The organism is Salinarimonas sp. NSM (assembly GCF_052380005.1).
In the GTDB taxonomy this organism is placed as follows: Bacteria; Pseudomonadota; Alphaproteobacteria; order Rhizobiales; family Beijerinckiaceae; genus Salinarimonas.
Map to the genome: position 1 here is coordinate 27,094 of NZ_JBQTCJ010000006.1, position 21,948 is coordinate 49,041.

Annotated in this window: 34 protein-coding genes and 1 tRNA gene; 5 read left to right on the forward strand and 30 right to left on the reverse strand. The window is 69.8% G+C overall.

Going from position 1 to position 21,948, the window contains the following annotated elements; translation table 11 throughout:
- Window position 1: 1 nt before the first annotated feature.
- Window positions 2-2,611: a phage tail tape measure protein gene (locus ACTZWW_RS04085; RefSeq protein ID WP_444779665.1), complete on the reverse strand. Its 2,610-nt coding sequence runs from the start codon at window positions 2,609-2,611 to the stop codon at window positions 2-4.
- Between the two features lie 25 nt (window positions 2,612-2,636).
- Between ACTZWW_RS04085 and ACTZWW_RS04090 the strand changes: the two genes are divergently transcribed.
- Window positions 2,637-3,008 (forward strand): hypothetical protein, encoded by a 372-nt coding sequence (locus ACTZWW_RS04090; RefSeq protein WP_444779666.1) that lies wholly within the window; start codon window positions 2,637-2,639, stop codon window positions 3,006-3,008.
- Between the two features lie 36 nt (window positions 3,009-3,044).
- Here the strand turns inward: ACTZWW_RS04090 and ACTZWW_RS04095 are convergent, their stop codons facing one another.
- From ACTZWW_RS04095 to ACTZWW_RS04110, 4 genes are all read right to left on the reverse strand, one after another.
- Entirely contained in the window at window positions 3,045-3,851 is an 807-nt protein-coding gene (locus ACTZWW_RS04095; RefSeq protein WP_444779667.1) for a phage antirepressor N-terminal domain-containing protein, read from the reverse strand.
- An 11-nt stretch (window positions 3,852-3,862) separates the two neighbouring features.
- The gene (locus ACTZWW_RS04100) at window positions 3,863-4,297 is read right to left on the reverse strand and encodes a hypothetical protein (RefSeq protein WP_444779668.1); all 435 of its coding nucleotides are present in this window, start codon (window positions 4,295-4,297) and stop codon (window positions 3,863-3,865) included.
- Between the two features lie 11 nt (window positions 4,298-4,308).
- On the reverse strand, window positions 4,309-4,503 hold the full coding sequence (locus ACTZWW_RS04105; RefSeq protein ID WP_444779669.1) for a hypothetical protein: 195 nt from the start codon (window positions 4,501-4,503) through the stop codon (window positions 4,309-4,311).
- 80 nt (window positions 4,504-4,583) lie between these two features.
- Window positions 4,584-4,748 (reverse strand): Arc family DNA-binding protein, encoded by a 165-nt coding sequence (locus ACTZWW_RS04110; protein ID WP_444779670.1) that lies wholly within the window; start codon window positions 4,746-4,748, stop codon window positions 4,584-4,586.
- Between the two features lie 87 nt (window positions 4,749-4,835).
- Here ACTZWW_RS04110 and ACTZWW_RS04115 point away from each other — a divergent pair, with 87 nt between their 5' ends.
- Entirely contained in the window at window positions 4,836-5,081 is a 246-nt protein-coding gene (locus tag ACTZWW_RS04115) for an Arc family DNA-binding protein (protein WP_444779671.1), read from the forward strand.
- 9 nt (window positions 5,082-5,090) lie between these two features.
- Window positions 5,091-5,396: a hypothetical protein gene (locus ACTZWW_RS04120; RefSeq protein ID WP_444779672.1), complete on the forward strand. Its 306-nt coding sequence runs from the start codon at window positions 5,091-5,093 to the stop codon at window positions 5,394-5,396.
- Here the strand turns inward: ACTZWW_RS04120 and ACTZWW_RS04125 are convergent.
- From ACTZWW_RS04125 to ACTZWW_RS04140, 4 genes are all read right to left on the reverse strand, one after another.
- Window positions 5,393-5,671 (reverse strand): phage tail assembly chaperone, encoded by a 279-nt coding sequence (locus ACTZWW_RS04125; RefSeq protein WP_444779775.1) that lies wholly within the window; start codon window positions 5,669-5,671, stop codon window positions 5,393-5,395. The two genes, ACTZWW_RS04120 and ACTZWW_RS04125, sit on opposite strands and share 4 nt — an antisense overlap.
- Before the next feature lie 68 nt (window positions 5,672-5,739).
- Window positions 5,740-6,186, reverse strand: a complete 447-nt coding sequence (locus tag ACTZWW_RS04130) for a hypothetical protein (protein WP_444779673.1) — start codon at window positions 6,184-6,186, stop codon at window positions 5,740-5,742.
- Window positions 6,187-6,199: 13 nt separating this feature from the next.
- Window positions 6,200-7,108, reverse strand: coding sequence for a phage tail tube protein (locus ACTZWW_RS04135; protein WP_444779674.1), 909 nt, complete (start codon window positions 7,106-7,108; stop codon window positions 6,200-6,202).
- Window positions 7,109-7,142: 34 nt separating this feature from the next.
- The gene (locus tag ACTZWW_RS04140; RefSeq protein ID WP_444779675.1) at window positions 7,143-7,577 is read right to left on the reverse strand and encodes a DUF4128 domain-containing protein; all 435 of its coding nucleotides are present in this window, start codon (window positions 7,575-7,577) and stop codon (window positions 7,143-7,145) included.
- Between the two features lie 18 nt (window positions 7,578-7,595).
- On the opposite strand from ACTZWW_RS04140, the gene ACTZWW_RS04145 reads away from it, so the two are divergent.
- On the forward strand, window positions 7,596-7,835 hold the full coding sequence (locus tag ACTZWW_RS04145) for a hypothetical protein (protein WP_444779676.1): 240 nt from the start codon (window positions 7,596-7,598) through the stop codon (window positions 7,833-7,835).
- On the opposite strand, the gene ACTZWW_RS04150 is transcribed toward ACTZWW_RS04145, so the two are convergent.
- From ACTZWW_RS04150 to ACTZWW_RS04225, 16 genes are all read right to left on the reverse strand, one after another.
- The gene (locus ACTZWW_RS04150) at window positions 7,804-8,229 is read right to left on the reverse strand and encodes an HK97 gp10 family phage protein (protein ID WP_444779677.1); all 426 of its coding nucleotides are present in this window, start codon (window positions 8,227-8,229) and stop codon (window positions 7,804-7,806) included. The genes ACTZWW_RS04145 and ACTZWW_RS04150 overlap by 32 nt on opposite strands.
- A 1-nt stretch (window position 8,230) precedes the next feature.
- Entirely contained in the window at window positions 8,231-9,274 is a 1,044-nt protein-coding gene (locus ACTZWW_RS04155) for a phage minor head protein (RefSeq protein ID WP_444779678.1), read from the reverse strand.
- 6 nt (window positions 9,275-9,280) lie between these two features.
- Window positions 9,281-9,460: a hypothetical protein gene (locus ACTZWW_RS04160; protein WP_444779679.1), complete on the reverse strand. Its 180-nt coding sequence runs from the start codon at window positions 9,458-9,460 to the stop codon at window positions 9,281-9,283.
- Window positions 9,461-9,614: 154 nt separating this feature from the next.
- Window positions 9,615-9,761 (reverse strand): hypothetical protein, encoded by a 147-nt coding sequence (locus ACTZWW_RS04165; protein ID WP_444779680.1) that lies wholly within the window; start codon window positions 9,759-9,761, stop codon window positions 9,615-9,617.
- 2 nt (window positions 9,762-9,763) lie between these two features.
- Window positions 9,764-10,138, reverse strand: a complete 375-nt coding sequence (locus ACTZWW_RS04170) for a hypothetical protein (protein WP_444779681.1) — start codon at window positions 10,136-10,138, stop codon at window positions 9,764-9,766.
- Window positions 10,135-10,698 carry a DnaT-like ssDNA-binding protein gene (locus ACTZWW_RS04175; RefSeq protein ID WP_444779682.1) on the reverse strand — a complete coding sequence of 188 codons (564 nt, stop codon included), beginning with the start codon at window positions 10,696-10,698 and terminating at the stop codon, window positions 10,135-10,137. Before ACTZWW_RS04175 ends, ACTZWW_RS04170 begins: the two co-directional genes overlap by 4 nt.
- A 3-nt stretch (window positions 10,699-10,701) precedes the next feature.
- Window positions 10,702-11,292, reverse strand: a complete 591-nt coding sequence (locus tag ACTZWW_RS04180; RefSeq protein WP_444779683.1) for a hypothetical protein — start codon at window positions 11,290-11,292, stop codon at window positions 10,702-10,704.
- A 66-nt stretch (window positions 11,293-11,358) separates the two neighbouring features.
- A complete protein-coding gene (locus tag ACTZWW_RS04185; RefSeq protein WP_444779684.1) occupies window positions 11,359-11,802 on the reverse strand; it encodes a hypothetical protein in 444 nt (147 codons plus the stop codon).
- 99 nt (window positions 11,803-11,901) lie between these two features.
- Entirely contained in the window at window positions 11,902-13,368 is a 1,467-nt protein-coding gene (locus tag ACTZWW_RS04190) for a phage major capsid protein (RefSeq protein ID WP_444779685.1), read from the reverse strand.
- A gap of 40 nt (window positions 13,369-13,408) precedes the next feature.
- Window positions 13,409-14,116 (reverse strand): HK97 family phage prohead protease, encoded by a 708-nt coding sequence (locus ACTZWW_RS04195; protein ID WP_444779686.1) that lies wholly within the window; start codon window positions 14,114-14,116, stop codon window positions 13,409-13,411.
- Window positions 14,113-15,606: a phage portal protein gene (locus ACTZWW_RS04200; protein ID WP_444779687.1), complete on the reverse strand. Its 1,494-nt coding sequence runs from the start codon at window positions 15,604-15,606 to the stop codon at window positions 14,113-14,115. The genes ACTZWW_RS04195 and ACTZWW_RS04200 overlap by 4 nt, the downstream gene beginning before the upstream one ends.
- A 13-nt stretch (window positions 15,607-15,619) precedes the next feature.
- Complete coding sequence (gene terL / locus ACTZWW_RS04205) at window positions 15,620-17,161, reverse strand: phage terminase large subunit (RefSeq protein ID WP_444779688.1); 1,542 nt, start codon at window positions 17,159-17,161, stop codon at window positions 15,620-15,622.
- On the reverse strand, window positions 17,088-17,537 hold the full coding sequence (locus tag ACTZWW_RS04210; RefSeq protein ID WP_444779689.1) for a terminase small subunit: 450 nt from the start codon (window positions 17,535-17,537) through the stop codon (window positions 17,088-17,090). The genes terL and ACTZWW_RS04210 overlap by 74 nt, the downstream gene beginning before the upstream one ends.
- Window positions 17,538-17,646: 109 nt before the next feature.
- The gene (locus ACTZWW_RS04215; protein WP_444779690.1) at window positions 17,647-18,069 is read right to left on the reverse strand and encodes a hypothetical protein; all 423 of its coding nucleotides are present in this window, start codon (window positions 18,067-18,069) and stop codon (window positions 17,647-17,649) included.
- Window positions 18,070-18,346: 277 nt separating this feature from the next.
- Window positions 18,347-18,592: a hypothetical protein gene (locus ACTZWW_RS04220; protein WP_444779691.1), complete on the reverse strand. Its 246-nt coding sequence runs from the start codon at window positions 18,590-18,592 to the stop codon at window positions 18,347-18,349.
- Window positions 18,589-18,906, reverse strand: coding sequence for a hypothetical protein (locus tag ACTZWW_RS04225; protein WP_444779692.1), 318 nt, complete (start codon window positions 18,904-18,906; stop codon window positions 18,589-18,591). Before ACTZWW_RS04225 ends, ACTZWW_RS04220 begins: the two co-directional genes overlap by 4 nt.
- Before the next feature lie 64 nt (window positions 18,907-18,970).
- On the opposite strand from ACTZWW_RS04225, the gene ACTZWW_RS04230 reads away from it, so the two are divergent.
- The gene (locus tag ACTZWW_RS04230; protein WP_444779693.1) at window positions 18,971-19,093 is read left to right on the forward strand and encodes a hypothetical protein; all 123 of its coding nucleotides are present in this window, start codon (window positions 18,971-18,973) and stop codon (window positions 19,091-19,093) included.
- Window positions 19,094-19,116: 23 nt separating this feature from the next.
- Here ACTZWW_RS04230 and ACTZWW_RS04235 read toward each other — a convergent pair.
- From ACTZWW_RS04235 to ACTZWW_RS04255, 5 genes are all read right to left on the reverse strand, one after another.
- A tRNA-Met gene (locus ACTZWW_RS04235) sits at window positions 19,117-19,191 on the reverse strand.
- 232 nt (window positions 19,192-19,423) lie between these two features.
- Window positions 19,424-19,690, reverse strand: a complete 267-nt coding sequence (locus ACTZWW_RS04240; protein WP_444779694.1) for a hypothetical protein — start codon at window positions 19,688-19,690, stop codon at window positions 19,424-19,426.
- Window positions 19,691-19,948: 258 nt separating this feature from the next.
- Window positions 19,949-20,773, reverse strand: a complete 825-nt coding sequence (locus ACTZWW_RS04245) for a hypothetical protein (protein ID WP_444779695.1) — start codon at window positions 20,771-20,773, stop codon at window positions 19,949-19,951.
- The gene (locus ACTZWW_RS04250) at window positions 20,770-20,934 is read right to left on the reverse strand and encodes a hypothetical protein (RefSeq protein WP_444779776.1); all 165 of its coding nucleotides are present in this window, start codon (window positions 20,932-20,934) and stop codon (window positions 20,770-20,772) included. The genes ACTZWW_RS04245 and ACTZWW_RS04250 overlap by 4 nt, the downstream gene beginning before the upstream one ends.
- Window positions 20,931-21,443, reverse strand: a complete 513-nt coding sequence (locus ACTZWW_RS04255) for an HNH endonuclease (RefSeq protein WP_444779696.1) — start codon at window positions 21,441-21,443, stop codon at window positions 20,931-20,933. The genes ACTZWW_RS04250 and ACTZWW_RS04255 overlap by 4 nt, the downstream gene beginning before the upstream one ends.
- Window positions 21,444-21,948 lie beyond the last annotated feature (505 nt).

The window sequence follows — 21,948 nt, forward strand, 5'->3', positions numbered from 1 at the left end:
GCTATGCCCTCCTGTTGCGCGTCTCACGCGCGTTGATGAATGCCGAGACGCGCTTCTCGAACCCGCGGGCTTGCTCGCGCATCTGGAGCTCGAGTTGCTGGACCCGCGCAGCGTCCGCGCCGCGTGCATCGATCACGGGCGCGTAGTTCAGGACAGGCGCCGGACCGCGGTCGTTCGCGGGGCCGCCGAGCATGTGGTTCGGCACGACCCGTCCCGCGGTCTCCGGAACGAAGATCTCCGGACCGCGCCCGGCCCCGACCATGTACGGCATGCCGGCCATGGCCGGCCCGCCAGAGTCGCGCGGGCGAAGGAACGAAAGCAGGTTGAGCGGCCCGCCTGCCCCACCGCCGGCGCCACCGAACGCACCGTCGAGGATGCGCATGAACATCCGGTTCGCCGCCATGCTCAGCAGTTGCGTGGCGAGACCCCGGATCGCATCGCTCGCGCTCTTCGATCCGGTGACGATGCCCATGAACATGTCGGTGAGGCCGCTCGCGACCGTGCTCTTGATCTGGTCGAGGTGCTGCTGCTCTTCCTGCATCAAGCGCAGCTGCTCCGTCGCCGCGGCTTGCGCCTGGGCTTCGGCGTTGATCGACTCGACGAGCGCGGACGTGATCGGGACGCCGGCTTCCTTCGCTGCATTGAGGCCCTCGAAGGCAAGCCGGTGGGCATCGATCGCGACCTGGGCCATCCCGAACGTCTCGGCCTCAAGGCGAAGCGCCTCGGTCCGCTCGCGAGTCGACTGCAGCCACCGCTCGAGCGCGTTCTCGCTCTCGCGGCCGCCCGCGCCTGCGAGAAGCCCGGAGATGTCCGGCGCGACAATCTCGGGAAGCTGCGGCGCCGCGGGCGCTGGCGGGCTGTACGGGACACGCTCGTTGAACGAGGGCGTCTCGAGGATGCGCTGCGCGTCGAGAAGCGCCGCGCGCTCGGTGCGTAGCTCTTCAACGATGCCCTCGAGACGAGCCGCCTGTCGGGAGGAGAACACGCTGCCACCCGCGGCAAGCGCGCGGTGGCCCGCGAGGTCCTCCTCGCGCCTCTGCAGCATCATGTCGACTTCGGCGAGCTGATCATTCAGCCTTGCCGACGCGTGCCCCGCCGTGGTCAGCCGGTCGAGCATGCCGCCGATGGCCGCCGCCGCGCCATTGGCTGCCCGCCCGATGACGTCGAGCGCGCCCGCGAGCCCACGCATGACAGGGGATGCATTCTGGGCATCGGCCGAGGCCTCCCGGATCTCCTCGCGGAAGGCGAACAGCGCACCCAGAGCGGCCGCGGCAGCGACCGCGAGCGCACCGAACGGGTTGCGCGCGATGGCCGCGGTGAGCGCGTTCACGGCTCCCACCATCCGCGTACCGATGGCGACGGTGAGACCGCCGACCATGGCGAGGATCTGCGGGCCGAACGCGGCCGTCATCCCGGCGCCGACCACGAACAGGCCCTTCGCGAGGGTGTCGGCGTTCGCAGCGAGCGCGGCCGTCGCCGGCACGAGCGATGCCGAGAGCACGGCGGCGGCGCCCTCGAGCCCCGGCACGAGCACGTTGAGCGCGACCTCACCGATGTTGCGCAGCGACGCCCCGACCGGCGTGAGAGCGCCTTCGATGCGCTCGGTCCACGACACGTCGATTCGCGCCATGGCCTCGTTCGTCGAGCCGGCCTTCTCGCGCATGTCGTCGAGGATGGCGTTGAAGCTCTCCCCCGCGCCGCCCGCGAACGAGAGCGCGGCGTTCAGCGCTTCGATCGAGCCGAAGAGCTGGGCCAGAGCCGCCGCATCGCCGCCCGTGCGCTCCGTCACGTCCGCGAGGAAGCCGGCGAGCCCCTTCGCCTGGAGCGCGGCGACGCTGTACTCGATGCCGAGCGCCTTGGCGACCTTGCGGGCCTGCTCGGTTGGTGCGGCGACCTGCGAGAGGATCGCGCGCAGGCCGGTGACGGCGCTCGCCGTCGAGAGACCTTGCGTCGTGAGCGCAGCCACGCCCGCGTTCAGCTCGTCGAAGCCGACGCCGAGTGCCGCCGCGGTCGGGATCACGTTGCCGAGGCTCGACGCGAGCTCGCCGATCGTCGTCTTGCCCGCTCGCATCGCGACGAAGAGCGAATCGGACGCGTCGATGGCGGAAAGCCCGGAGGCGGCATAGGCGTTCGTCGCGGTCGTGAGGACGTCCACGCCCGTGGTGACGTCAACGAGACCGCCGGTCGCCAGCCGGTTGGCGGCGTCAACGACCGCCGTCGCCTCCGCGACATCCGACGCGCCGGCCGAGATCGCCTGATAGAACGCCTGGACCTGAGGCGTCGCCGATCCGCCGAACTCGCTCGCCAGCCCGCGCGCCGCGGCCGATACCTCTTCCATCTGGCCATTCAGGACCGGGAAGAGCGTCGAGACCTCGCGCAGGGCCGCATCGAAGCCGATCGCGGACTGGATGCCCTCGCTGAGCGAAAAGCCCGCGCCGAGCGTCGCCGCGGCGCCCGCGATTGCGCCGAACACCGTCCGTGCGGTATTCCCGAAGCGCTCGACGTCCCGCTCGGCATCGCCGGCGCGGTCGCCGAAGCGGTCGAGATCGGCCATGGCGCGGCGCAGCGCGTCCGTGGCCACCTCGATACCGAGGCGGGCGATGTCGACCATGGCGAGACCTCAGAGGGAGGGGCGGATGCGTGTACTAGGTGCCGCGATTGGCGTACTGGCTTTCGCGAGCGTCAGCGTCGCTGAAGAGCGCTCACCCGAGGTGGGACGGCTTCTCGACGCGGCCGACATGGTGCTGGTGACGGTCGAGATGTGCGCCGGGAGCCTGAGCGATGCAGAACAGGCGGCCGCGCGCCTCCAGGTGCTAGACGCGATATCTTCGGTCGCCATGCCTCGCGAGCGGGCGGCAGAGTGGTTTCGACTAATTGTTCAGGATGCCGAGATGCTGCGCGACGATATCGTGACCGACGAGTGCGCGCCGCTCCTACAGGATGCTGTTGCCGAGATGGAGCAAGCAGCGCACTCCGTCCGGCGGTCATGGGCGCCCGTGCGGCGCTGAAACGGAAACCGGGGCCTCTCGGCCCCGGCTCTGTGGTCAGACGGTCTCGCGTTCCGGAGCGTTCCTCCGGTCCGGGAACGGGATCACCCCTTGTCCCTTCTGGCGATCGTTGTGCTCGCGCACGAGCCCGTTCCCGCGCTCGCGCATGTAGGCGTCCGCGAAGGCCCGCGGGTACAGCCACACGCCCGAGTGCGGGCATCGCCGGAGCGGGACCGGCGGCACGGCCTGGAGAGCGCGCTCACGCATCTCGAAGCCGATCCGCCGGTTGACGCCGTTCCGCCCCTTCTGGATCGCCTTCGCTTCGTCGAGGAGCTGGCGCGTCGAGACGTAGTCGAGCACGGCCCTGCGCGGATCGTGCGCCACCACAAGCGCCTGGACCTGTCCCGCGAGCGCGCCCATGGCCCGCTCGATACCCGTCACCTTCTTCGCCAGCATGCGGCTGATGCCGTTCGTCCGCTCGGCGAGCTCGTCGCCGCCCGCGAGCGCCTTCCCGAAGAAGTGTTCGAACAGGACGTCCGCCGCCTCCGTCTGGAACAGGATCACCCGCTCGCGCACCACCGGGTCGGCGATCCGGTTCGGGGAGATCGTCGCCAGCCAGAAGTGGAGGCGGTTGAGCGGCAGCAGCACCGTGCGCTGCATCCCGCCTTCCGAAGGTATCTCCGTAACGGAGACGCACCCCGAGAGGACAGGATGGCTAAGCACCTTCTTGTGTTGCCCACCCCAGTCGAGGCCCATGCCCTCGACGACCGGCTTCATCGCCACCATCGTTGTCTCCGGCGACTCGCCGGGGATCGCCACGAGGTTCGCTCCGTGGAAGGTGATCGTGGTCAGTGCGTTTCGCATGATCCCCTCCCTCACCGCTCGGTCACGGGGACGACGCGGGGAAGCCCGTCGACGCCGCGGACCATGTCGAGGAGCGCGCTCATCGCGAGCGTGGAGTCGAAGGCATCGCCGGCCGAAAGGTCGTCGGTGATCCCTTCCTTGATCCCCTCCACCCCGCCGCCGGACGTGGCCGCGGCGACGAGCTTGAGGTACAGGTCGTCGAAGGTCCGCGCGGGCTCCTGGACGATCGCCCGCCGAGCGGCGCGGGCGGCATCCGCGAGCGGCTTCCAGGCCGCGTATGGCGTGTCCTCCGGGATCGATCGGATCACGCCATCGGCCCGCTCCCACTCGACGTAGAGCGCCGCCATCCGAGACGACGGGGAGAGGGCGAAGGCCGCGAGCGGCACGGTGACGGCGGCGGCCGCGACCGGCGCGCCGATGATGAGGGAACGACGGTTGATCTGCATGCCGCCCTCCCTCACGCCTGCTCGAGGACGCGGTCGGCCTCGCCGCCGCTGAGGACGGGCCGGCGCGGGGCCGGCACGGCGAACGACGCCCCGCCGTCCTTCTCCGCCCGCTCGAAGGCGCGGCGGACGAAGGGGTCGCGGAAGAGGGTCGAGAGGCGCGGGCCTTCCACGGCCGCGCGAGATGCGGTATAGATTTGGGCTGTCATGTCGGTAGTCCTTGTACCGGGGTGACGTGAGGGCCGCCCTGCCAGGCGGCTCGTTACGAGACGGCGACGGAGAGAGGTTCCTAGGCCCGCTCCGTCGCCGTTTTCGTTTCTGCCGTCATCCGCTCGCGCAGGACGATGACGACTTCAGCGTTCATGCTCCGAAGGTTCTGCTCGGCGGACTGGCGCAGCCAATCCATGACGTCCTTCGGGAGGCGAACCTTGATCTGCGGGTCGGTTTGCTTCATTCGCGTTCCTCTGTGGTACCTCCACGGTCCATTGGGTACCACTATGGTCCGCTTCCGTCAAGCACCGATCTGGTGCATAAGCGGGGCATGTCCGACCGCCTCGACATCCAGTTCAAGATCCGGCTCTCCCCGGCGATGAAAGATCGCCTGGAAGCGGCAGCGCACGACAACCGGCGCTCCGTCACGGCCGAGATCATTGCTCGGCTGGAGAAGACGCTCGACGACGACGATCATCTCGCCGAGATGGAGAAGCGCCTCTCCCGGCTGGAGGAGCGGGTCGACGCTCTCGACTTCACCACCGGCACCCGCGACCCCTACAACGACTCGGACTGAGGGCGAGCGATGACCCCCGACATCCGCGAACTCATCGACCTGATGCACGAGCAGGAGAAGGACCTCGTTGTCCTCAAGATGCAGGTCGCGCGGCTTGAGGCCCACGGGAAGGCGACGATGCAGGTATTCACCGTCATCGCTCAGCTTCTGGCCATCAAGGGCACGGTCAGCCGGGAGGAGATGGGGGCGGCCCTTGATGAGGCCCTGGTCGGCATGCGCACCGTAGGCGCCCCCGACGAGGCGATTGCACTCTTGCGATCACTGCGCACCACGATGACGAGGCCGATCCCATCGGCGCCCAGCGTCAAGCACTAGCTCTTGGGCTTCCCCATCGCAGCGAGCGCCGCGGCGTCGAGGCGGCGGATCACGGCGACCTCCCACGGGCGCAAACCCCGTTCCATGAGCCGGTCGTAGGCTGCGATGTCTGCCCACCCGATCGGGAGCGGGGCGAACCCGTTCCCGCCCCGGACCGAGGCGAGGTCCAGGAACGCGCCCCAGACGCGTTCCATACCTGGCGGGACTGGCGGCTCCTCGAGATCCTTCGGGCGCTTGCCGGTCTGCTTCGCGACTTGCTCCAGGTGTGCGCGCAGCGGCGTCCCGTCCTTCGCTGGGCTGTCGAGCCGGACCGCCGCCTCGACCCTGGCGACGAGCGCAGCGACTAGGCGCTCCGTCGGGCGAAAGGGGCGCGGGACGCCGCGACCTTGTCGACCTGCTCGCGGATCATCCGGTTGGTGTAGAGGCTGCGAGCGAGTTCGCGGGAGAACGGCACGACCTTGCCGCCGCTGATCACGCCGGGCACCCACGCGGCGGGGTCGCCCGCTTCCGCGCGGTCCGGCAGATGGCGAATGTCGAGCGTGATGTCGGCGAGGAAGCCGATGCTGAGGGCGATGCCGTGCTCGGCGGTCAGGGTCAGCCCCTCGTTCTGCATGGCGATGCGGCGATCGGCGAGCGTGGCGGCTGCCTTCTGGCAGACCTTGGAGTCCGGCCCGGCGATCTTGACCGAGACGCCGAGCGGCTCGCCCGCGCCGAGGTCCTTTAGGTCCACCCACACGCCTTCGTCGTGCGATGCGGTGAGATCGTCGAGCTTGGCGAGATCGAACGCCATGATGCTTGGCTCCTTACGCGGCCGGGGTGCGGGTGAAGATCAGGTTGGTGCCTTCCGAGCTGTCGCGCAGCGCCTGGAACGGCATCTCCATGAGGATCGAGCCCTCCCCGCTCACCGGGACCTCGGCACCGTTGTACTTCAGGCGCGGGATCTCGATGGCCAGCGTGTTGCCGGCGGGGTCCTCGAGGGTCACCGCGAGGCTGGAGATCGTCTCGTTGACGAACTTCTCGTAGAGGGTCGTGTTCTCGAAGAACGCCGTGAGCGTGCCGGTGAGGTTCGCTCGACCGAAGCTCATCTGCGGCGTGGTGGGGGAGCCGATCACGAAGTTCGGCTCGACGCCGTTCGCGAGCTGGAGCTCGAGTCCCGTCACGATCGCGATCGGGGACCCGCCTTCGGTGAGCGTGCCTTCGAACGACGAGAAGGGCTCGTTCGCGGGCGCCGCCGTGGGGCTGCCGAGCGCCGTCGTCGCCGGGGCCACGTCCTTCGCCACGATCCCGAGCGAGCCGGTCACCATCGCGTTCGGGGTGATGCTTAGCGAGAGCGTGTTGACGATGCACCCGGTGAAACGGAGATACCGGCCGATGTCGAGATGCCGGCGCTCGATCGTGAAGGGCTTCAGGGTCGTGCCGGGGGAGATGACGTTGCTCGACCAGTCCGCGAACATGGCGGACGCGAGGAGATCGTCGAGCGCGCCGTAGGACAGCTCGAAGCCGATCTCGCCCGCGCCTTGGCGATTGCCGTGGCGGCTGATCTCGATCTGGCGATCCGACCGGATCTCCTCGGAGACGAAGGCCTCCTTGGTGAGGTTGAGCGTCGTCGACGTGTACCGCAGCGCCTTCATGCTGGGCGTCTCGGGCGTGGTGCCGAAGACGCTCTCGGCGACGTAGGCGATGTCGTGGCGCGAGCCCTGCGCGAAGGCCATGGCGGTTCTCCCGGGATGCGAAGATGGCCGGCGCTCAGGCCGGGTTGGCGGCGTCGCAGAACCACGACACCGTGACGGGGATCATCGTGAGCGCGCTCTCGGTCAGCGACGGCCCGGTGGACGGGGGCCGATCAATGCGGACCGTGAGCCCGGAACGGGTCAGCGAGAGCCCGCGCCGGAAATGCGCGCCGACGAGCCCGGCGATCTCGCGCAAGGCGATGTGCGAGCCCGCGGCCGGGCCGTAGACCGAGACCTGGTAGAGGCCGAAGTGGCGGTTGAGGCCGGAGTCACCGAGCGTGATCTGCGCGGCCGTGTTCGGCAGGAACCGGGGCTCGAGGTAGATCGCCCCGGGCGCGGGGGTGAAGCCGACGCCGGGCCACGCCACGGGGCGCGCCGGCGAGAGGGTCAGCGCCGCGAGGCGAGCGTTCAGCGCCTCTTCGATGATCGCCTCTACCGTCGTGGCGGCCATGTGGTAGGCTCCCGCGCGATGCCGGCGCCCGAAGACGATCCCGACCAGTTCATTGATGAGGACGAGGTGTATCGCCGCCTCGTTGACGCGCAGCGCGCGCTCGGGACGGCCCGGTGCGACACCACGCGAGGCCAGAACCACATCGCCTTCGCCCGGCGCTTGGTGGTGAGCCTGCAGATCTCGCTCGTGAAGGCGCAGGAAGACGGGACCGAGGACGTGCTCGGCGCTACCCGCCCGCCCGGCTCCGAAGCTCCGTAGCGACCGCCTCGACGATGCTCTGCCACTGCTGGGCGGCGAGGCGGACGAAGCCCACCCCGGGCCGCCCCCGCGCCCCGTACTCGACGAAAACCGCGTAGTTCGCCGTGAAGACGCCGTAGATCGGGACGCCGATCTGCGCCCCCGCGATCGTGGCGGCAATCGAGGTGTCCGACGCCTGATAGCTCCCATCCCCGGGCGGCCGGAACCGGATGTCGGTGATCGGAGCCGAGAGCGAGGTGACGAACGACGCCCTCAAGAACCCGGTGTCGACGGGCGTCCCCTCCCTCGCGAGGTTGAAGACGCGCTTCGCGCTCTCCTTCTGGACCGCCTCCATCCGCGCGCGGGTTTGAAGCACCCACGCCCCGACTTGCGCGTTGAACGAGCGGCCCGCCATCTCAGGTCACCCCCGCGAGGAAATCGATGTCCTGCATGATGGTGCATCGGCACTGGATCGTTTCCGATGCCGGCGCGCCGAGCGAGGTGTCCCCCGGATACCGAAGACGATGCCCCGCGGGCGTGACGAACACCCCGTCGAGCCCGACCCGCTGCCCGTTCATCGCCCGATGGCTGTCTCTGGTCCGCGGACCGCTCGTTGCGCGCCATTCCCTCGTCACCGCATCAGCGCGGACCTGACCTCGGTCGACGACCTGTCGCAGGGCTTCGTCCTGTGCGGCGTGGACCGCGGTCAGCGTCTCGGTCCGCCCGATGGTCTCGCCCCGGAGCTGAAGGAGCGAATCCGAGTAGCGTCCGGTGATCCGGTCGACGTCGGCCGGCGATAGGGGTCGCCCCTCGTTGATGGCCCGCATAATCGTCCGATCGAACCGGCGGTCGCGGCGCTCGCGCTCCAGGAAGGCGCGCATGCGGGCCGGGTCGCCCGAAGACAGCTCGGCGCGGGCGTTCACGACGTAGCGGGCCTGCGCCTCGGTCAAGCCGACGATGCCGCCCTCTCGCCGCCCGGTGCGCCGGTCCACTCGCCCCACGATGTCGAGCGCCGTGGCGCGTGGGTTCCGGCCCGCGTTGAGACCGTCGTCGAGCACGACCCGCACCGCGGCGCGTTGGTCGTTCACGACCCGGGTGATCAAGGTCGAACTGTGCTCCCGCACCCACGTCTCGGCCCGAAGGTTCCGGGCGTCGAAGCGGATGAGGACCCCGTCCACGTCGCGTGCCGCGGCGCGGGGCAGCATCTCGACCGCGGCCGTTCCGCCGGCCCCGTAGGCCGCGACGATGGCGGCCTCGAAACCGGCGAAGGCCGATGCGGCGATGCCCACCGCGCGCAACGCCCCCTCGAGGTCGCCGGCGCGGATCCGCTCTTCGATGCGGGCGACCTGCGCAGCCGCGGTGATGCCCTGGATAGCCGCGAGGAAGGCGTCCCGCACCTGCGGCTCGAATCCGTCGAGGGCCGCGCGGATGCGGTTGAAGCGGGACGGGCGGCGGGCCATCGGTGATCAGCCCGCCGACGCCTGGGGCTCGCCGAAGAACCACCCGGGCGGCGCGAGCCACAGGCCGGCGGCGATCATCACGACGAACAGCATGATGTAGCGCCAACGCGACGAAGGCAGGCCGAGCAGCAGCCCCAGGCCCGCGAAGCCCATATATACGGCGACGACGGCGAACGGCATGCTCATCTTGTTGCTCTCTCGGCTTGGCGTTGGCGGGGTGCGGGCCGATCCTCGCCGGACTGCGCTTCGACGAGCGCCGCGGCCGTCGCGGCTTCGGCGCGCGCTTGGCGGGCTTCCTCGACGAGATCGCACCCGGGGCGGGGACGCGGCGGGCGGGAGATCACAGCGCCCCGGTGGCCCGAAGAGCGGCAAGCGCGAGCACCGCGCCGCCACAGGCGTAGACGAGACCCTTAAGCCCGCCAGCGCTGAAACAGGCCAGCGCGGAAGCGGCCGCGGCGGCGTAGACGACGTTGTCCGGCGATTCCATGTTCAGCGCCTCACCTGCGCCTCGTAGAGGACCACGACCCCGCCAGGGGCGGGCTGCAACGGCCGGGGGTCTACGACCCGCCATTCCTCGGATGCCGAGACCACGATCATGTCCCCGACCGCGAGCCCGCCGGTCAGCGTCGCATTGTCCAGCGTGAGAAGGGCCTTGCGATCCCCCTCGAGGATGTTCGTGCCGTCCCGCTCCCGCAGGCTGAATTCCAGCATGACCGTCTTCGCCGGAGCGGTGATCGGCGTTCCGGGGGTGGGGTTCCACGGGTCCCCCGTCGGCGCGCCCGCCCGGCGGATGGTGACCGGGGCTCCGTTCGCGCCGACGAGGCGGGCCGCGGTCCGGGCCTGGGGGGTATAGTCGCGGGTCATGCGAACCACCACGCCGCGCTATCGCCGCCGGGCTGTCTTCCGTCGCAGAGCGCTGCCATCATGCCCGCCACCGGGCCGTAGGTGGTGACCGCGGGCGCGCCGTCCATGTACTCGACCTCGGTCTTGAGCGGCCCCACGGCTTCGGAGGTGCGCTTCACGCGCCCGCCGCGCTCGAGGTCCGGGGCGAGCCGCGCCGTGAGCGCCCGCGCCGCCAGCTCGGCCGATGCCGAGATCAGCGCCGGCGGGAGCTCCGGAAGGGTCGCCCCGTTGGGGTCGGTGATCGCGATCGGCTCGCCGTCGGCGTCCAGGCCCGCGTTCCGGGGCCAGAGGAGCCCCTGTGTGTAGGAGGCGCGCCGGCCCCGGTAGAACGGGCCGTAGACGCTGTCGAGGAACGCCGCGGCCTCCCGGATCGCGCCCTCTCGGTTCGCGTCCGTCGCCGCGGTCCAGGTCGCCGCGAGAGCGTCGTGCGGCCGGGCGGCCCAGTAGGCGGTGACGGCGGCGAGCGACGCGTAAGCGTCCGCTCCGGTGACGCCGGTCCCGTCCTCGACGACGATCGCCATGGATCACCCCTTCGCGGCCGCGCGGGCCTCTTCGATCTGCGCCCGGATGCGCTCCGGGCCGGCTCGGTGGTGGACCCGGAGCCCCATGCTCTCGGCGATCACGGCGAGCGCATCCCGGTCGGCGGGAAGCTCGGTCGGCACGTCGAGCCGCGTGGGGGCCCCGCCAGCGGCCGCGGCCCGCATGTCCTTGACCTCTGCATCGAACATCTCTCGTCGGGTCAACAGGTCCTTCGCGTTCCACGTCGCGGCCGTGATGCCGTGCCGTTCGATCGCGGCGTTCACGATGACCGCCGACGCGACCTCCTGGCCACCGACGATGGCCGTCGCTGGGAGTCCTTCGACCGTCTGCGCGTTTTCAGCGGCCTCGTACCGACGCACCCATTCCGGCGCTGCGGCATCGTCGCGCAGCACCGGCGCCCCCGTCGCGATCGGCCAGCGATCCATCTTGTCTTCGATGGCCCGGCGGACGTAGCCGGCGCGCTCCAGGCCCAGGAATAGATCGGCGCGGCAGGCGAAGGCCTCGCCGGCGGCGATGGTGCGCACCGTCACGCCGTCGTCGCTGTAGGGGAAGGCGCGCAGGGCGGTGGCGTCCACGGACATGACGGCTCCGGGGCGAGAGGAAGGGGGAGGCGCGGGACCAAAGCCCCGCGCCCGTCAGCGTCACGCGGCGTTGTTCGGGTCGTTGAAGACGTCGGCCACGAGCACCGAGGCCGGCTGCGTCACCGGCTTGTTGTGCGCGTTGTAGAGGATCGCCACGATGCCGTTGACCACCGCGTTCGCCGTGCCGCGCTCCAGCGTGGCGTAGGCGTAGCGCTGCCGCGGCTTCACCATGTCGACGACCATGAGCTTGTTGTCGGCGTCGGAAGCGCCCGCGGTGAAGGTCACCGCCGCTGCCGTCTCGGTCGGCGTGGTCGTGTTGTTCGTGTCGTTGGTGTAGCCCGTGAGGGTCAGCACCGACGTGTCGGTGACGTCGCCGAGATGCGCGACGAAGGCGACGGAGTCGAACCCCGCCAGGTCGACGACGTCGGTGGTGAGGGTCGTGGTGCCGGCGATCGCCGACGCCTCGACGACGACGAACTTCGCGTCGTGAATCAGGTTCATCATGGTCCGGGGTCCCTGTCTGGATCGGGGAGGGCAGCGCCGCCCGGCGGGGTCACCGCCGAGCGGCCGGGCCGGTCATGCCGGCGCGGGGGTCACCCGAGATCAGGAGGCGGCGATCTTCATCTTCGCGATGGCCTGGCCGAGCACGGCCTGACCGCCGACCCGCTTGCGGGCGAGGTACTTGATGAAGCCCGTGCCGGCCAGGGTGTAGGGGTCGCGCAGGACCGAGATGCCGATGCGATCCGCGATGCGGTAGCCGCGGCGGAAGTCGCCGAACGCCACCGGATAGGCGCCGGCCGCGATGGTCGGCATGTCCGGCATCTCGACGTAGGGCGCGCCGAGGATGGTGTTCGGCCGCCCCTCCGCGATGCCGGGCTGCCACAGATAGTGGCCGTCCGACGCCTTCAGCTTGCGGGCCGCGCCGAGCGACAGGCGGTTGAGGACGAAGGTCCCGCTGCGCATGTAGACCGACTTCGGCGCGTGCATCAGGTCGATGAGGCCGTCCGCGGTGATCAGGCTCGCGTCGCCGGAGATGGTCTCGATGACACCGGAGCCGTTGAGGAAGCCCTGCGCCTCGTTCCCCGCGCCGGACCCGGAGATGAACTCGGCGCCCTCCTTCACCGCGAACTGCTCGGCGAACTCGAGCCCCATCTCGGCCTCGATGTTGAAGGCGCTGTCCTCCACCATCTGCTGCGAGATGTGCACCTCGGCGTACATCTCGGGCGCCATGATCTCGACCTGGCCCGTGGTGTAGCCCGTCGTCTCGGTCCGGGGCTCGGTCTCGCCGACGCGCCGGGCGGCGAAGGTGCCGGTGCGCTTCGGGAGGATGAGGGACTTGACGGAGATCGAGGTCACCGAAGCGAGCGAGCGCATCGGCGAGAACTCGACGAGGTCCTTGACGAGCTCCGTCGCCATCTGGGCCGGGGCGAGGTAGTAGCCGCCCTGGGTGAGATCGCCGGACACCAGCCCCTTGGCCTCCATGTCCTTCTCGGCGGCCTTGAGGGCCTTCACGGCCTCCGGGTCGACGAACTGGCCCGTGGAGCGCATGACCGAGAGGAAGGCCTCCTTGTACGCGGTGGCCGCGGGGTCTTCCTTCCCCTCGCCGCCGGCGCCGCGCGGAGTGCGGGCGAAGGCGGTCTCGAGGTCCTTGAGCAGCGTCTCGAGGTTCTGCTGCTTGCCCTTGAGGGTGGTCAGCTCCTGGTTGAGGTCGTCGCCCTTGGCCATGGACTTCTCGAGCTTGTCGAGCTTGTCGGTGATGAGGGGGTCGGACGCGCCCTTCTTCTCCAGCTCCTTGAGCCGGGCGTCGTTGGCGCTCTTGAACTCCTCGAAGGCGGTCATGACCTCGGTCACGACCTTCTTCACGTCGGTGCCGGAATCGTCCTTGCGCTCGATGCGCGCGCCCATGGCGGACATGGCGAGCACGCCGCCGATGTCCATGAGGTCGGGCGGGACGGCGACGCCCACGGTGGTGAGGGCCGCGAGGGCCGGATCGGCGAAGCCCGCCAGGGCGAGGATGCCGAGCGTGAGAGCGAGCGCGAGCGCGCCCGCGACCGGGATGCCGGTTCGCATGGTCGTGTTCTCCGATGATGTCGGTGGTCGATGAGGGGTGTCAGCCCCCGCCGCGGAGCGTCCGCGCGAGGGTGCGGAGCGCGTCCAGCGCGTCCCCGCTCTTGTCGTCGCCCGTCCCGGCATCCCGCGCGTTCAGGATCGACTTGTAGGCCCGGCCCGCGATGAGGGCCTTGGCCTCGGAAGCGGACAGGCCTGCATCCCGCAGCGCCGCCTCCAATTCGCGTTCGGTCGGGAGCTCGCGCCCCTTCACCCGAGAGATCGTCGCCGCCTCGTTCATCGGGAACGTGACCAGCGAGACCTCCATCAGGTCGACCTTGATGAGCTGACGCACGTCGCGGCGGCCGTTGGCGTCGCGCTGGTAGGAGTCCGCGAGCACGCGGTATCCGATCGACAGGCTGTCCAGCGCGCCGGCCTTGAGCAGCGCGTAGGCCTCGCGGCCGCCCTCGGTGTCCAGGATGAGCCGGCCCTTCATGTAGAGGCCGCGGCCATCCTCCTTCGCCTCCGTCCAGACGCCGATGATCTTCCGGGTGTCGTGGTCCCGGAGCATCTTGACCTTGCCGGCGGGGCGGCGGCCCAGGCTTTCGAGGAAGGCCCCTGCCATCATCATGTCGCCGCCGCGGTCGACGTTGCCGAAGGTCGAGGCGTAGCCCTCGAATTCGCCGGCCTCGGTCAGCTCCTTCGTCGAGAGCTCGATCGGCGCGGCGATGGTGAGGCCCGCCGTGGCGTCCTTGGTGCGCAGCGAGATCATCGCGTCGGGTCCTCTTCGTCTTCGGGGTCCGGCTCTTCGTCGTCGCCATCAGCCGGCGGCGGAGGCGGCGGGTTCTGGCTAGGCGGTGTCCCGGCCGCGGCGGCTTCGGCGTCCGACGCCAGCCCCTCGACGAGCGTGAGAAGGGCGTCATCGGTCATGCCCGGCTCGACGAGCCCAACGGCGCGGGCGTAGCGCCACAGCGCCTCGAGCGGCAGGCTCCGGTCGCGCACCGCCGCAAGCAGGGCCTGGAGCACCGTGGCGTCGACCTTCACCTGGACCGCGTCCGGCATCGGGTCGTAGCCCAGCGCCTCGCGCGCCTCGTCACGGGTCACGAGACCGTCGTTCCACAGGTTGCGGACGTTGCTCTGGTGGATCTCCCGGCGAAGCGTCAGCGCCTCGACTTGGTCCAGGTCGAGCACGAGTTCCGCCCGGTCGTCGAAGCCCGGCATCAGCCACGAATTCCAGTGGCCGCAGAGCCGTTCGGCGAGCGGGACCACGGTCTCTTCGTAGAAGCCGAGTTTCGCTTCCCGCATGTTGTTGTAGGTCGACTGCCCCGGGAGCAAGAGCGCGATCGGGACGCCGTAGGCGATGCAGATGTCCCGCGCCGCGTCGAGCTTCGACTCCACGAGCTGAAGCTGCTCCATGTTCATCCCGAAGGACGCCCAAGACACGTCACCGCCGAAGACCATCGGCTTGCCCGCGTTCCGGGCGCCGGTGTAGCGCTCGCGGATCCTCGCCTCTGCCTGGTCGATCGCCTCCTTCGGCGGCATCTTCGTCTCGCCGTTCACGGTCACCGGGCGGAACATGAGCGCGCCCGACGGGGTCGCCCCGTTCTGGAGGATGGCCGTGTTGTGGTCCGCCGCCGCGGTGTGGCGATCGATGGCGCGGGCCGCCGGGTCGGTGGCGGCCATGCCGTAGAAGTCGTCGAGGGGGTTCACCGCGGCGATGTGCAGGATCGGCGAGCCGCCCCGCACCGGGTCGACCGGGAAAACGACCTTGATCCCGTTGGCCTCGTACTCGTAGCCCCTGGGCAGCGCGTCCGGGCCGGGGATCACCTTCACCCGATCGGGGCGCAGGGCGTAGAGCTCGCGGGCCGGGCCGCGCATGCGCCCCTCGCGCGCCCCCGGCGCCACAGCCTCGACATAGCCGTTGCCGGCGATGAGGTAGAAGGTCACCAGCCGCTCAAGGAACGTCGTTCCCGGCTCGAGCGGATTCGGGCGGGTGAGAAGGTCGAGGGCGGGGTGACCGTCCAGCACAGCCCCCGATGCGGTCCGGGCCTTGGCGTAGATCGGGACCGACGTCACAGCCTGCGCGATCATGGCGATGCAGCGGAAGGCGATGGCGTTCTTGACGTAGGCCTCTTCGGCGAAGCGGTCGTAGCGCCGGGGCGTGTAGACCGCTTGGCCCGTGGTCCAGTAGGCGTGCGCCGGCCCGGTGGCGCTCGCCTTCTCTTCGCGCTCGCGCCCGATGAGGCGACGCCAGAACGACATGTGCGCAGCCTCCTCAGGCGCCGACGTAGAAGGGGTATTCGCCGCCCCCGGACAGGAGCCGCCCGAACGCCGCCGAAGTGGCGTCGACCTGGTCTTTCAGGGCGCCGCCTGGGAACAGGCACAGCTCGTCGAGGTAGGCGTCGTTCCACGCCCCCCGAACGAGGGAGACGTTGCCGGCCGCGCATTGAGCGGCGAAGGGCTCGGCGCGGGTCGCCTTGTCGCCCGTCTCCGGGTCGACCTTGACGACGTAGCCGGCGAGCATGGCGACCATGTCCTGCTTCTGGACCTTGCCCGCCTGGCCGGGGTCCTGCGGCAGGCTGATCTCGACGTCCCGCCCGTCCGTCGCGGCCGTGGTGCAGATGAGGCGGCGGACGTCCGGGCCTTCTTCCTGGACCGTGATGACGTGGCCGACGACGTATCGGCCGTCCGGGGTCTTCCCGAGCTTCACGCCGGCGGTGCGGGCGTTGCCGCCCCCGTTGCGCTTCTTCGCCGTGGCGGCAAGGTCCCAATGGCGAACCCACCGGGTGCCTTCGGGTGCCGCGGGGATGATCCTGTCTGCGAACCAGGCCCGCTTGAACATGCCGCCCTCTCGGGGCGTGGGCCGCTGCTGGAACTGCCCCGCGACCGCGTAGGAGCCCATCGGGATCTTGTCGCGGTCGACCACGGCGCGCGGGAAGCGCTCGGGGAAGAGCAGCTCGCCCTCGGTCCGCCGCGGATCCTCGAAGCCTATGACCGTGCGGCACCGCCGCTCCGGCTCGAATTCCATGGGCAGCATCAGGTGCTGGTAGCCGAGGTTGAGCGCGAGCGCCGTCCCGGAGACGTCATTCGTGTGAAGCCGCTGCATAACGACCACGATCGCCGAGGCGACCGGGTCAACAAGGCGCGTCGGGACCGATTCCCGGAAGATGCGGACCGTCCTCGCGCGCTCAGCGTCGCTTTCGGCCGTCTCCGTCGAGTGCGGGTCGTCGATGATCACCCGATGCCCGCGGCCGGCGGTGAGAGACGCGAACGGCACGCCCTCGCGGAAGCCAGTGCGCGTGTTCGCGAATGAGGCCTCGCCGGAGCGGGCCATCTCGACCTCCGGCCAGAGACCCCGGTACCAGTCCGACACGACGAGGTCGCGCATGCGCCGGCTGTCGCGCTTCACGTAGGCGTCGGAATACGACGTCGTGAGGTAGCGCATCTCCGGCATGCCGCACGGCCCCCACTCCCAGGCAGGCCAGAACACAGAGACGATGAGGCTCTTCATCGTCCCCGGGGGCACGTTGATCAGGAGCCGATTCTCAGCGCCGAGAGCGAGGAAGCGCCCGAAGGTGATCGCCTCGAGGTGCGCGCAGATGGCGTCGATGTGCCAGCCGTGGACGTAGGCGCTCCCGGGCTCGACGATATGCCAGGCCTCGCGGATGAAGCCGGCGAGGGTCTGGCATCGGGCGCGGATGCGCTCGCCATCCTTGGCGACCCGCTCGCGCTCGCGCTCGGTCTCACGCCTCCGCCTCTCCGCTCGGATCTCCGCCAGCGTCGGCAATCGGACCGAGGATGCTTTCGAGGCGCTCAAGCTCTTCGTCCGTCAGCTTCGAGAGGTCGTAGGAGCCAACGGCGCCGGAATGGTGCCGGCGCTCGACGAGAAGGCCGTGCAGCTTCGCCTTGCCCATCGTCGCCGCGACGGCACCGCCGGCCTGCCCCTGCGCCTTGGCGAGCGCGCGAGCTTCCTCCAGCTCTGCGGTGAGGCTCTCGATGGTGACGGCGGTGCGCTCCGCCGCCCTCCCCTGTAGCTCGGCGATCCGTGCCCGGACCCTACCATTTCCTGCCAGACGGGCGGCGTGGCCATCGTTCGGCTTGTAGCCGGCCAAGGCGTACGCCTCGACCTGCGTCCTACCTTTCGCCACGGCCTGCGCGAACGCCTCGTGCCGGGCGTTCTTCATCGCCGGCATGGTGGTGGTCTCCTATCGGGCTCTGATCATGATGTCCGGGCCCGTCTGCAGGACCCTGAAACGCCCCCGATCGCCCTCTGGTTGGTTATCCGGGCGGCCGGTATCCGGGCTATCTTCGCCTCACCTCATAGGCTGGCGCAATCTTCCCGACCTCACCTCGGTATCTGCTGTTCGCGAGACCATGCTCGAACCGCCGCGTCTGGCGTTTGGGCGGTGTCTGCCGAGTTGCTACTGGCATCTCGAAATGCCCAGCCTCGACCTCCGCATGGATAGCGCGTGCCACGACCGCTGCATCCTCGAAATCGCAGAACCGCCATTCGCCGATGATCGCCCACCGCGCGGTGCGCTCAAGAACGATGCGCTCTGCGTCACGGAGGAATATCGCGTCCATCGGGAAGAGTTCGAACTGCACCGGTTCAATGATGCCGCTGTGCGTGTATTGCGCAAGCCGGTTCGCCCAATCCCGCGTCTGCCCGATCTTCACCTTCCCGGGAAACAGCTCGATCACGTAGATCGCCGACACCTTGCCCATGGGCTCAATCCCTGCCAATTATCACCGTCACAGTGATATAGCGGCTGGGACGGATTATCACAATGGTAGTGATGTCAGGCGAAGCATTTTCCCGGTGGCTGAAGGCCATGGGCATCAGCGGGGCCGAGGCGAGCCGTCGTCTCGGCGTTCACGTCAACACGGTCACCCGATTCAAGCGCGATGGGGCGCCGGTGCACATCGCCCTTGCCTGTGCTGCGCTCTACCATCGGCTGGAACCGTGGGCCTGATGTCCCGGCCCGAGCCTCAACCCTGCAGGTCACGCGCGCCCGTACCGGCTCGCGGCCACGATGACGGCGCGGTCCCGATCGTCGAGAGGCCGGCCGAGCGCGGCCCTGGCGTGAAGCGCAGTGGGGCGCTCCGGGAGGCCGCGGGCGGCGAGGGCGAGGTTCAGCTCTTCCCGCTTCCGATCCGCACCGGAGAGGCGGGGCAGCGCGGCGGTGCGCCGCTCGAGCGACAGGCCGTGCCGGACGCGGCGCCAGTGTTCTTCGCAGGCCGGCGTCATGCGCAGTCGTCTTCCGGGTCGTGGGTGGGGAGGGTGTCGAACGGGATGCGCCGCCCCTGTGCGTCTACCCGCGTGCGGCCGTAGAGACGCATGTCGCGCATGCACTCTTCCGAAGACAGCCCGGCGAGCATGATGGCGATCTGCGACGGCTGCGCCTTGGCGTCGCGCAGCTCGACTTCCTGGCGGGGCCTGGCGAGACGCGCGTCCTCAGCCTTCCGAGCGGCGATGAGCGCTTGCGCCCGGCCTTCGGCCGTGTCTGCGGCGCCGAGCCTCAGCGGGGGCTCTCCGCCCTGGTGGTCGGTGAGGGTGATCATCGGCGCTGTCCTGCGATCGGGGATACCGGCCCGCCCCCGCGCTAGCGTTCGGGCGGAGGCGGCCATGCTCGCCCTGGGGCGGGCCGGTGTGGGTGTCAGCGCGACCGGGGCGGCGAGCCAGACGGGGCCGGTGCCGCTCTCCCGCATTCCTCGGCGCCGGGGCGCCGCCGTCGTCTTCTGGGCGTGAGCCGCCGCGCTGATCTGCGAATCTGGATGCAGGGGCCGGGATCGAACCGGCGACCTGGTGGTTATGAGCCACCCGAGCTACCGCTGCTCTACCCTGCAGGATGGGCCGGCGCGCCGCCGTTGGCGCATCTCGACCTGACGCACGAGAGGTGCCCGGTTTTGTGCAATGACGCAAGCCTGATTTCCGTCACGCCTGCATCAGATTGCGGCATCGCAATCTATGCACGGAAGCCCGGAAGACGGATCGTGAGGCCGTGAAGCTTGCGCGGGAGCACGGATCGTGCACCGTAGCGTCCTGCATCCGATCGCGGCACAAATGGCGTGCGGCGGATCACGGTAACTCAGGCGGACGCCAGAACTTCCCGCACCTGTCTCCTGCCGCGGAGGTCGGGTAGCCCTCGCGCACGATCGCCGCCGTCCAGGCGTTACAGCCGGGAAGCAGATCCGCGTTCGCGGCCAGCCAATTCAGGCCGGAGCGTTCCCAGACCTTCGGTTCGCGCGCCGAACGCCACGTGCCATCCAGTGGATACAGAGACGATGCAAGCAGGTCCGCGATGATGATCGCCGCGTCCTGCAAATTCTTCGGCCCTTCTGTCATGCCTTCACCCTCCTGGTCGGCCCGGCATCGCGGAGATCGTTGTATTCCATGTCCGTGGGATCACGAGCACCTTCACCCGCCTCCCCCGTCCAGGATAGCACCAACGGGCGTAGGGCCGGGTAGGGCGGGCGTGAGGCTTCCCGAACACCCTCGCGGCGAGCGCTGCGCCCTCGACCCGGCTCACGGGCTCTGGCGGGGCTGCGGGAGCCCGCCACGCCACGATCCGAACCGGGCGGCGGTAGATGGGCCACGGGGCGTTCATGCCGCGCTGGCCTCTCGCAGGGCGGTGAGGGCCGCGTCCTTCCACCGGCTGAACAGCTTCGTCTTCCGCGTCATGGTCAGCGTGCCGGGCTCGTGATCCGCAAACCAGTCGTCGACGGCGATCTGCACGAGCTTGTGGACGATGGCTTCCGGGTCGCCGCGCAGCGCCCGCGCGTCCGCCACGATCGCCGAGAGGATCGCATCGAAGCCGGCGGCATCGGGCATCCCGTTCGCCGCTTCCTCCGGGCTCTCCGGCGCGCGCCACGCCGTGCCATGGGCCGGCGCCGGGCCGGCGGGCGCGGGCGCCTCGAGCGGTTCCGGGACGATCCGGTCCCGCGCGTTGAGGCGGCCGTCCCGCATCAGCTCGGCCGCGATCCAGAGGATGCCTCGCCGACGAGCGGCCCGGGTCGCGTGGGCCTCGAGGCGATCCCCTTCGGTGCTCTTCGATCCGTCGCGGGTGGCCAGCCACAGGCGCACCGCGTCGTGTTCCGACCGCCGGCCGAACGACAGGAGGAAAGCCTCGGGCCAGGTGTAGACCGCGCGGGCCCAGTCCACCCGCGCGGCCGCGTAGCCCTTCCGGCCGTCCCCGGGATCGGAGAGGCGCCCGAGTACGGACCCGCCGGCGCTGGGCCGGGGGTGGCGTTCGATCGCCCCCATGATCCGGGCCGCCTCCTCAAGGTCCGCCTGGACGTCCTCTCGGGTCCAGATGTAGGCCGGCGCCCGAAGACGCATCTCCCGGCGATAGGCCCGCGCCGCTGGCGTGCCGGCGATGTCCTTCGGGAGGTCGAGCGGGTCGACGAGCATGTCCCGTTGCGCGCTCATTCCGCGGCCTCCATGGTGGGTGCGAGAGCGGCCTTCACGGCGCGCTCGGCGAGGATGCTTTCGAGGAAGAGCGCCGCGACCGGGACGCAGATCGCGTTGCCGTAGGCGCGCAGGCGTCCCACTCGGGAGGGCTCACCGGTCGACAGGGGCGCGAACGTCACCCGTCGCCAGATATCTCCAAAACCCATTGCGATCCGCGCTTTCGCTTCACCGCTAAGGGATGCCCATGCCGCTTGAGCCTGCTCAGGTGAGTTCCGCACAGCCCCCGCTTCACAGATGGCCGCGCACAATGCTCGCATGGCTTCGGCGTCACGCCGTCTTCCATGAAGTTCGGCGAGTGCGAGCGACGATGGCAGGCCGGACACAACGTCCTCAAGTTCGATGGCGTGTTGTTGGTAGGGTCCTCGTCTCGGTGGTGGACGTGGAGCTTCCCTGTCGCCCCGCACGCCTCGCATGCGGGCTTCGCCTGAGCCGCGGCCTTCGATCGACTGTGGCTCAGGCTGCGGCAGACGTCCTTCTCCATTCCGCGCGCCATGCACGCCCGATCGCAGTAGACGCGATTCCGAAACGCGCTCAGGTCCTCCAGGCGACCGTTGATCCGCTTGCGATCCATCTGAGCCCCGCATGCGCGGCAATGCTTGATCGGGGCCGGCTTGGCTCTCTGTGGCATTTACAGCTTCCTTTTCCGAGGCATAGTCTCGGGAGCTACCATATCCCATTCCGGCGGGAACCCCATTAGCCAAGCCGACATATGAGGGGATAACTGGCCGCCACTTTCCGTCCCGGCAGAAGAGCCAGTCAGCATCTCGCCAGAGGCCGTTAACCGGGCCGGGCCGGTCGTCGGCAGGCATTCCTGCGCGTTCGGCTCCCTCCCTTCCCGAAAGGCATCCGAGCGCACCTTCTCGTGCGCCGTCGGCGTCGCCCACCCCGCGAGCTGCACCTGATGGTCCAGCGTCGTCACCGACTGGCCGCACGAGAGCCCCGCCTTGCGCGCCAGGGCTTGCTCCGGCGTAACGCCCGGCGCCGAGGCGTTCGGCGTGCCCCAGCCCGTCATTGCGGCCGCATGGTTCAGCGTCACGTGCTTCGGCTCGAGCGAGACCTGCCCGCGGCGTTCGGCGTCCGTCCGGGTCGGCGTCGGCCAGCCGCTCGGCAACCCACCACAGCCGCTGTCGGAT